At 57.5% G+C, this 8,501-nt stretch carries 8 protein-coding genes and 1 pseudogene; 2 read left to right on the top strand and 7 right to left on the bottom strand.

Annotation, left to right across the window (positions count from 1 at the left end; all coding sequences use genetic code 11):
• Positions 1 to 67 precede the first annotated feature (67 nt).
• From Q2T52_RS26630 to Q2T52_RS26655, 6 genes and pseudogenes are all read right to left on the bottom strand, one after another.
• Positions 68 to 379, bottom strand: a pseudogene (locus tag Q2T52_RS26630) (DDE-type integrase/transposase/recombinase); the annotation flags it as partial.
• Between the two features lie 226 nt (positions 380 to 605).
• Positions 606 to 1,331 (bottom strand): ABC transporter ATP-binding protein, encoded by a 726-nt coding sequence (locus Q2T52_RS26635; RefSeq protein WP_302079928.1) that lies wholly within the window; start codon positions 1,329 to 1,331, stop codon positions 606 to 608.
• Entirely contained in the window at positions 1,328 to 2,059 is a 732-nt protein-coding gene (locus Q2T52_RS26640) for an ATP-binding cassette domain-containing protein (RefSeq protein ID WP_302079929.1), read from the bottom strand. The genes Q2T52_RS26635 and Q2T52_RS26640 overlap by 4 nt, the downstream gene beginning before the upstream one ends.
• Positions 2,056 to 3,102, bottom strand: a complete 1,047-nt coding sequence (locus Q2T52_RS26645; RefSeq protein ID WP_302079930.1) for a branched-chain amino acid ABC transporter permease — start codon at positions 3,100 to 3,102, stop codon at positions 2,056 to 2,058. The genes Q2T52_RS26640 and Q2T52_RS26645 overlap by 4 nt, the downstream gene beginning before the upstream one ends.
• A complete protein-coding gene (locus tag Q2T52_RS26650; RefSeq protein WP_302079931.1) occupies positions 3,099 to 3,962 on the bottom strand; it encodes a branched-chain amino acid ABC transporter permease in 864 nt (287 codons plus the stop codon). The genes Q2T52_RS26645 and Q2T52_RS26650 overlap by 4 nt, the downstream gene beginning before the upstream one ends.
• 33 nt (positions 3,963 to 3,995) lie before the next feature.
• Entirely contained in the window at positions 3,996 to 5,351 is a 1,356-nt protein-coding gene (locus Q2T52_RS26655; RefSeq protein WP_302079932.1) for an ABC transporter substrate-binding protein, read from the bottom strand.
• 162 nt (positions 5,352 to 5,513) lie between these two features.
• Between Q2T52_RS26655 and Q2T52_RS26660 the strand changes: the two genes are divergently transcribed.
• Positions 5,514 to 6,263 carry an HAD-IIA family hydrolase gene (locus tag Q2T52_RS26660; RefSeq protein ID WP_302079933.1) on the top strand — a complete coding sequence of 250 codons (750 nt, stop codon included), beginning with the start codon at positions 5,514 to 5,516 and terminating at the stop codon, positions 6,261 to 6,263.
• Between the two features lie 3 nt (positions 6,264 to 6,266).
• The gene (locus Q2T52_RS26665) at positions 6,267 to 7,139 is read left to right on the top strand and encodes a MurR/RpiR family transcriptional regulator (RefSeq protein ID WP_302079934.1); all 873 of its coding nucleotides are present in this window, start codon (positions 6,267 to 6,269) and stop codon (positions 7,137 to 7,139) included.
• A gap of 54 nt (positions 7,140 to 7,193) precedes the next feature.
• Here the strand turns inward: Q2T52_RS26665 and Q2T52_RS26670 are convergent, their stop codons facing one another.
• On the bottom strand, positions 7,194 to 8,147 hold the full coding sequence (locus tag Q2T52_RS26670; RefSeq protein ID WP_302079935.1) for a CehA/McbA family metallohydrolase: 954 nt from the start codon (positions 8,145 to 8,147) through the stop codon (positions 7,194 to 7,196).
• Positions 8,148 to 8,501 lie beyond the last annotated feature (354 nt).

Below are 8,501 nucleotides of genomic sequence, written 5' to 3' on the forward strand. Positions count from 1 at the left end.
ATGAAGGCCACACGGGCGTGTCGCAAACATTTTCGCGGGCCGCGATTATCCCTGAACGGTACGAATTTCACGCTTTGTTAACCTTTTGAAGGCCGAAGACGCGCGCGAGTAGGTCGTTCTGATCATTGACGGTCCAATTGCCAGTGAAACCGAAGCCTTTCTTCAACCACAGCATGGCTTCGAATCCAGCGATCGTCCGTCGTGCCGTGCCGAATGACTGGAAGCCTCCAATCTTTGGCATGTTCTTCTTCACTCGAAAATGGTCACTCTCGATACCTTGCTGGAGATGCTTGGTGACATAGTGAACCGGATCCGGATGCAGGAGTCCGTCATCAACGGCCGTTTTGATCGTTGAGGGGAAGGTGTTGGCGCCATCGGTGTCTGGATGTCATTTTGTCTGTAAGGAAGTCGTCGTTTTCCGAGCATTGCATCCGCTTCGCGCCAAAGCAGCCATCAGCACTCGAACCGCGGGGCGGCCAACTCCACTGAATGCCGCGCGGCCATCGCTACTTCAACTTCTTCATTTCAGCAAAGTCAGAGGCAGCAGAGAATCAAGCTTGCCCGATGGAACGAAATGGTCGCTCATCGCATACGAGAGCGTCAAATCACGTGCTGAATGACCCGCAGCTACTCGATCGAATTGAGCCTCCAAGTAGATCTAGATCGGACAGACGCTCTGCACTTATTTCATGAGAGATGCGGCCCTTGTGTATGACGAGCGCGCGTTTTGCAACGGAAGCAACAAACCCGAGTTCTTGGTCGACGACCAGGATGCCAATATTCTCCGTGGCGTGAAGGTGTACTAACCGCTCAGCCAACTTCTCGACGATCGATGGTTGGACGCCCTCGGACAATTCGTCAAGGAGAAGCAGCTTCGGCGACCGGATTACGGCTCTTGCAATCGACAGCATCTGTCGCTCGCCCCCGCTCAGGGCAGACGAAGACCGGTTTAGATACTTCGAGAGTTCCGGAAAAAGCTCAAGGATTTCATCAATGCCCTTCGCTCTGCCACCCGGTCCCACAACCGTTGCAAGCTGGAGGGATTCAAGCACTGATAGATTCGGGAAACCTGACGCGCCTTGCGGTACATAACCAAAACCGATACGGCTGCGCCGGTGCGCTGGCAGGTTCGCAAAGTCTGTGCCGTGGAATGAGGTCGAGCCGCCTTTCGTCGCGAGCAAGCCCATGAGCGTCTTCAGAAGCGTCGTTTTGCCCATGCCATTATTGCCGACGATTCCGACGATTTCGCCGGGCTCCTGCCGAAAGGTTATCCCGTGCAAGACAGGGACTGCCCCATAGCCTGATATGAGGTTTTCGACCACGAGTGTCATTGGGCCATCCGCCATTGCTTACCGAGGTATATTTCGCGTACTGCGGCATTGTTCGATATGTTCGACATCGTGTCCTCCACGAAGATCTTTCCCTGGTGGAGCACGGTAACCTTGCGTGCCAGGAGCGAGATAAATTCGAGATCATGCTCGACGACCAAGATTGTGGTCGAGCGATTTATCGTCTTGATCAATTCGACCGTGCGCAGCATTTCATCCTGCGTCATGCCGGCCGCCGGCTCGTCGAGCAAGGCAATGGCGGGTTTACAAGCCGCGAGCATCGCAAGCTCGATCCACTGTCGATGAGCATGGGATAGCTCGTCGGCCCGTTTCTCGCGGGCCTCCGCTGACCTGAAACCGACTGCGGAAAGCGTCTCGTCGACGATAGCTTCCAGCGCCTTGCCTCGGTGCAAGCGCGCTGCTGCCAACCATACGTTTTCGTGCACGCTCAGCCCGTTGAAGACGCTCGGAACCTGCATCTTGATCGCCATACCCATGCGGGCTATCTCGTGAGGATGAAATCTGCTGATTTCTCGCCCTTTCATGAGGACGCGACCACCGCTTGGCTGGACCTGCCCTGAAAGACATTTGAACAGCGAAGTCTTGCCAGCGCCGTTTGGGCCGATAAGGCAGCGGAGTTCCCCTTCCTCAATCTTCAGCGACACGTTATCGACGGCCACCACGCCGCCAAACCGGCACGTCAGACCAACAGTCTCAATCATCGCCGTCATGGTGTGCTCTTTATGCTGTCGCCGATGACCTCCGGGCGGCGCCGCTGTCGTCTCGCCAATCGCGAAAGCTTGCGAAGCAACCCCTGCAGCGAAGGAACGATGCCGTTGGGCAGAGCGTAAACGAAGAAAATGATCACTGTGCCAAACACGAGAGACGTGTTGAACAATTGGCTTGTCCCAATGAAGCTGGCCAGAAATTGCAGCATGAAGCTTGCGATTATCGCGCCGCTCAGCGTGCCCATGCCACCGGCGATCGCCCACAAAATGAACTGCGACGATTGTCCGAGGTCAAAGACGGTCGGGCCGACATAGCCAGTATTGGCCGTAAAGAGCGCTCCCGCCAGCCCGGCGATTGCAGCGCTGATTACAAAACCGACCAGTTTCAGCCAACGGGGGTCGTAGCCGAGAAGCTCGCAGCGCCGCTCGTTTTCGCGGACGCTTGCCATGATACGGCCAAGGCGGGTCCCTCGTAGGAATTGTAGAGCAAGGTAGACTGCCGCAAGCAACAGAAAGCACAGGCTGAAGGTTGCCTCGGGTGTCAGAAAATCGCCTACGAACCCCGGCCAATTGAGCGGCGGCACGGCACTGATTCCGTTGAACCCACCGAGTGGCACGCTGAGCAATGTGTAGGAGACATCCGCGGTCGAGTTCATGAAGCTGAAGAGGATCAGCGACACGCAAAGGGTAATGACCGAGAGATAAACATCGCCGACACGTCCATAGAATAGGAAATAGCCGAGACATACCGCGAGGACCGACGGAGCAAGGATGGCCGCTGCTACGGCGAAGGTACTTTCTCCCTGGGCTATGGACAGGATCGCATAGGCATAAGCACCAATTCCGAAAAAGGCCGCATGCCCAAGACTCAGTATCCCGAGGATTCCCCATACAAAAGCTAACCCCACGACGCCCAGTGCGAGGGAGGAATATGCCGATAACTGAAGAACTTGGAACGTGTCGAGCACCGACGGGCCGCCAAGGGCGACAACGACGAGCGATGCCGTAAAGGTAAGGCTCCCCGCGTTCATTCCAGCGTAATTCATGTTGACCTCCGAAAACCGGCGGAGAGCCCCATCGGCATCAGGCGAAGGAGAAGGATAGCGGCGGCAAGAAGGCTCGCCTGACCGATTACAGGTGTTGAGATCAACGAGACGATTGCCTCGATCGGTCCGAACATGAAGGCGGCACCGGTCGTGCCGACCAAGACTGAACTGCCGCCCGCGATCACGGTCACGAATGCCTTCGCAACGTAGCTGGCGCCCATGTTCGGAAGGACTCCGGAGACGGGTGCCAGAAGCCCGCCTGCAAGACCGCTGAGACCCGCACCGACGGCAAATGTCGCTGCATAGACACGACCCGGATCGATGCCTAAGGTCGATGCCATTGCCGGATTCTGCATCGTCCCGCGGGCGATCAGGCCGAAGCGCGTACGTGTCAAGAACAATGCCGCACCAAGGACAAGCAGCGCTGCGAATGCTATCAGGAACAGTTGATAGACGCTGACCGAATAGTTTCCAAAGGTGACGCTGCCGAGCGGCGCGGCAATGCCGCGCGTCGTGTTGCCGAAGAGCGCGGTGACAGAACCGACGAGAAAGAGACTCAGACCCCACGTGAGAAGCATGGTGGTGGTGAGGTTGCCGTAATATCGGCGAATGAGGAGCCGCTCACACCCAAGGCCGACAAGGGCGACAAACGCCGGCGCTATAACCAGCATAGCGATCCAGAGATTCATCCCGGCGTTCGTGGAGAGAACGGTGGCATATGCCCCGAGCATGATGAACTCACCATGGGCGAAATTGATGATGCGCATCATGCCGAAAATGACCGCGAGGCCAAGGCTGATAAGAACAAGCGTGGCAATGCCGGTCGCAATTGCAATGGCGGTAACCAGAACTTGATCCATGGGGCAATACCTCGCGGTCATGTTAGCGATCGATTAGACTTTAGGAACGAGGATCTCGGTATTGCGGGGGTTTGCGAGAAGATCGCATGCACCGCCGAAATCGAAGGGCCGCACTTGGCTCTGGGTCTCGAGCAGCTTCCACTTTCTGTTTTCAACCTGCATGATATGCATGTCTTGGATAGTGCTCCGGGTCTTGGCTTCCAAGACCATCTTGCCACTTGGACCGGCCCATTCGATATCAGTCTTGAGGGCATCCATCAGAGCTGCATAATCGAAGCTGCCGGCCCGCTTGACGGCCTCGGCCCAGATCATCGGTCCGGTATAACCGCCGATCGCGATGCCATTGATGTAGGGCCGGGATGCCCCCATCGTTTTGTCTGCACGTGCCAAGAAGTCCCTGTTGGCAGGTGTGTCGATTTCCTCGAAATAGTTGTAGGCGACAATGATACCGTCTGTCTCCTCTGGAGTGAGCACCATGTGCTCGTTGCCACCTCCGAAGACCACCGACACAATGGGGATCTTTTTCAGCATTCCGGCCGCCGCCCACTGGCGGTAAAAGGCCATGTGCGGACCACCGACGAGGCAGGAATGGACGTAGTCCGGCTTGGCGGCCTGGATCTTCGCGATCGCCGTCGAGAAGTCGGTCACGTCGAGCGGATAATATTCCTCGCCGACTACAGTGCCGCCATTCTGGTTGGCGAGGTGGTTGGTCCAGATGCCGATGTTGCGCGGCGCGTTGTAGTCGGCACCGATGTAGAAGACCTTCTTACCGAGGTTCTTGAACGACCAATCGAGCAGTGGGATCGCCTGCTGGTCGCTGCCGGTGTTCACCGAAATCGCGTTGGTTTCGCACAGGCCGCCTTCATAGATGGTCCCGTAGACGAACGGCACCTTGTAGCGGCGCAGCACTGGGCGCGTCGCCTCGCGCGAGGCGCCGGTGATTGCGCCTTGCAGCATGACGACCTTGTCCTGAAGCGCGGCCTGCTGCGCATACTGGGGAAATTTCTTGATGTCGGACTGGCCGTCATATGTCTTGAGCTCGATCTGCTTGCCAAGCAGGCCACCGGCCGCGTTGATCTCGGCGATCGCCATCTTCATGCAGGCGTGGGACGGCACGCCGTAGACGTCGGTGCCGCCGGTGAGATCATGGAGTGAGCCGACAGCGACAGTTTCGCCCTGAGCGAAGACGGACGTTGCGCTAAGCATCGGCGAGACGCCGGCCGCAAGCACACCCACCGCGCCGGTTTTGATAAGGTTTCTGCGAGATATATTCATCATGATAATCCCTTGAAGCAGCACGCCTGGATCCGAGGCATGCGACAGCCATATTGAGCGTCCGGCGGGCGGCGAGTAGTTGCTCGCTCCTTGCTGCGGATCCGACGTCAGCAATGCGTCACTAGCTCCGTTTCGTGACAGTACGATGAAAATGTCTCAGTCAAAAAAATAAAATGACAGAGATATTCTCATTCGGTCCATAATGTGAGAGACGATATTTGTACGTGTTGCCGAACACTTCGATCGCCGGCGACGCGCTTCTGTGACGCGAACAACATGTGGTTGATAATGCTGGGAAAGTATCGCGGGTTTCTCTTTGACTTAGACGGCACCCTCATGGCCGGCCGTCGCGCACTCCCTGGCGCGGCTGAACTCATGCGTGCCCTCGACGGACGATTCGTCGTCGTCTCTAATGACTCCGAGCACATCCCCGAGCAACTCGCCGGCGTGATGAGAGGGGCTGGCCTTCCAATCGGGGAAGATCGTTTGATCTTGTCGGGCATCGCGTCCCTCGACTTTCTTGAACGGAGCTGGCCTGGTGCCCGCCTACACCTGATCGGCAGTGTAGCCCTCGCGCGTGATGCCGAGCGGAGAGGATTCCTTCTCACCGATTCCGGAGCCGATATCGTGCTGATCGCACGTGACCGGAATTTCACCTATGAGACACTCGCGGCCGCCGCGCGCAATGTACATGATGGCGCCAATGTTGTTGTTGCTTCACCTGATCGCAGTCATCCAGGAATTGATGGCTATCCGGTGCCTGAAGCGGGTGCCCTCGCTGCCGCGATCCTGTCGATCGGCGAGCGCCGGGAACCAATCGTGGTTGGCAAGCCGGAACCCACCCTCTTTCGAATGGCCTGCGCCAAACTCGATCTTGACCCTTGTGATTGCTTGATGATCGGAGATAACCCTCTAACGGACGGAGAGGGCGCGGCCCGATCGGGCATGACGTTCCTGCATGTCGCACCGGGCGATCTTCCGGCGTTAGCGGTCCACCCCGACTTGGAAATGTTCAAAAGAGGATAATAGATGGCACAGCCCTCTCCACTGCAAGCTGACCTTCCCAGCGTGCTCGACAGGCTGGCGGCCCTGCGCAAGGATTTGCCACCGACGGCGAAGAGGATTGCGGACTTCATCATCGACAACGCGGCCGCCGTAATCAATATGTCGGTCACCGAGGTGGCCGACCGCACGGCATCCAGCGAAGGCAGCGTCGTCAGCCTGTGCCAGCAGGTCGGGGGGCGGGGGTTCCAGCAGGTGAAGCTCGCGCTCGCCCGTGACCTGGTAAAGCCAGTGCAGTTCATCCATGAGGATGTTTCACCGGATGACGACGCTCAGAACCTGATCACTAAGGTGATCGGCTCGGCGCAGCAGGCGCTAGAAGACACGAAGAAATCGCTGGACCCGGAAAAGCTCAAACAAGCGGCCGAAGCAATCAGCAACGCCGCACAGGTGGAAATATTCGGCATCGGCTCAGCCGCTCCAATTGCGGAGGATGCCCATTACCGGTTGGTCCGCATTGGCATAAATGCGCGCGTGAGTGTCGACAGCCATGTTCAGGCAGTTGTAGCGTCCGTGTCCTCGCCGTCTACGGTCGTCTTGACGATCTCACATTCCGGCGCAACGGTCGAGACCTTGCTCGCCACTCGCCTGGCCAAGGAGGCAGGCGCCCGGACAATTGCCGTCACCAATTTCGGAAAGTCGCCCATCCTGCAGTTTGCCGATATTGTGCTAACGACGATGGCGCGCGAGACGATGTTCAGGACCGAGGCGATGACGAGCCGCATTGCCCAGCTCGCCGTCATAGACACGCTCATCGCAGCTGTGGCGCTGCGCAATTACGACCGTTCCGTTGATTGTATCAACAGAACGTTTGAGGTCCTTTCCTCCAAGCGCTTCTGATGCCTTGCACGCTATCCAGCCTCCCGCAGACTGTACGCGGGAGGCCGGTCTGACTTATGCAATGAAGAATGGCTGACTCCAGGCCTTAGTACCGCGCGGCCCGATCGCCTCGACGCGCACATACATCACGTCCTTCGCCTCCTGGAAGCGCTTCCACGGATGAGCGATCCGGTCTTTCTCCACAATGTCATGAATTGAGAGCCGACCGCTGCCGCCTTTCGTGATGTCGGCAACCATGCCGCCCTTCACGATCCACTTGAGTTCCTCGGCATTGGATTCGACAATAATCTCGGTGCCGTTAGTGGATGTGCCGATCTCGTCGATTGTGACGCCGGTAGAGGCATAAAAGCGGCCCATTCGCAGAGCCTCGATGATCGTCTTGGCGGTTGCCTCCTCGCCCTCACGCAACTGCACGCGGTTCCATCCGAGGAAGCGGTCGACCGGGCTATGCTGGTCGTCCGTCGCATGTCCATAGACGACGCGTCCCTTTGTTAGCATCCAGTCCCAGACATCGACGCTGCTCGGGTCGCCTTCGAAACGCTCGATCGTGCCGGTATAGATCTCGATAGCGCCGATCTCGGATGCCGCTAGCAGTTCTTCGACGGGGGCATGCTTGGTGAAGGGCTTGTAGACCCAATTCGGATGGTCGGCGATGAACAGCCCATTGCGTTCGTTCACGTACCGCACGACCTGAGGCAGCGTCAGCGTATTGGCGGCGGGCGTTGGGCCATCAGCACCCAGGAACATCAGCGTCTGGCCGCGATCCGTGGTGATCTCTACGGCGGGAAGCATGATCATCTTCGTAGAAGGCTGGTAATCCTGAGGGTCGACATAGACATCATGCTCGGAAAGCGCGAAATAGTCGTAGCCGGCCGCTTCATAGGCGGAGATATTGGCCTCGGGCGTATCGGCGCCATCGGAGCGGATAGAATGACCGTGGTGATTGCCCTTAAGCCATCGGCTAACATTTTCGATCGGATGATAACTTGAGGCGAATGATATGGACATGAAAGATCCCCAGTCGGAATTGGACACTCCTCTGAGTACGATCCGCGGATGACACCCATATGAAGGTATCTCACGAAAGTCGCGGCTAATTATGAGAATGTCTCATCTCGCCCGGGCCACAGCCACCACTGGTCGTCCGCTACAGGCGGCCTTTGGCCGGACCGCCGATAGCTGTGATTATTCCGTTCAATGAGAGCTCTTCACGTCGCAGACTTTTGTTATGGCTCTCTTCGAGCTCAGCAGGCTTGCCGGAGAATTAGGGGGCCTGTTGCAAACTTTCAGTGATGTCAGCATGACCCCAAAGCGGGGCCTGCCTTCAAGCTTTGTTAACCTTTTGAAGTCCGAAGAGGCGCG

Origin of the sequence: Rhizobium oryzicola, from assembly GCF_030504645.1 — a bacterium.
GTDB classification, from domain to species: Bacteria; Pseudomonadota; Alphaproteobacteria; order Rhizobiales; family Rhizobiaceae; genus Neorhizobium; species Neorhizobium oryzicola.

Excerpts from the sequence above, each read along its gene's own strand:
- Q2T52_RS26645 (WP_302079930.1), bottom strand. The coding sequence starts at position 3,102 with ATGAATTACGCTGGAATGAACGCGGGGAGCCTTACCTTTACGGCATCG.
- Q2T52_RS26665 (WP_302079934.1), top strand. The coding sequence starts at position 6,267 with ATGGCACAGCCCTCTCCACTGCAAGCTGACCTTCCCAGCGTGCTCGAC.
- Q2T52_RS26650 (WP_302079931.1), bottom strand. The coding sequence starts at position 3,962 with ATGGATCAAGTTCTGGTTACCGCCATTGCAATTGCGACCGGCATTGCC.
- Q2T52_RS26640 (WP_302079929.1), bottom strand. The coding sequence starts at position 2,059 with ATGACGGCGATGATTGAGACTGTTGGTCTGACGTGCCGGTTTGGCGGC.
- Q2T52_RS26660 (WP_302079933.1), top strand. The coding sequence starts at position 5,514 with ATGTGGTTGATAATGCTGGGAAAGTATCGCGGGTTTCTCTTTGACTTA.
- Q2T52_RS26635 (WP_302079928.1), bottom strand. The coding sequence starts at position 1,331 with ATGACACTCGTGGTCGAAAACCTCATATCAGGCTATGGGGCAGTCCCT.
- Q2T52_RS26670 (WP_302079935.1), bottom strand. The coding sequence starts at position 8,147 with ATGTCCATATCATTCGCCTCAAGTTATCATCCGATCGAAAATGTTAGC.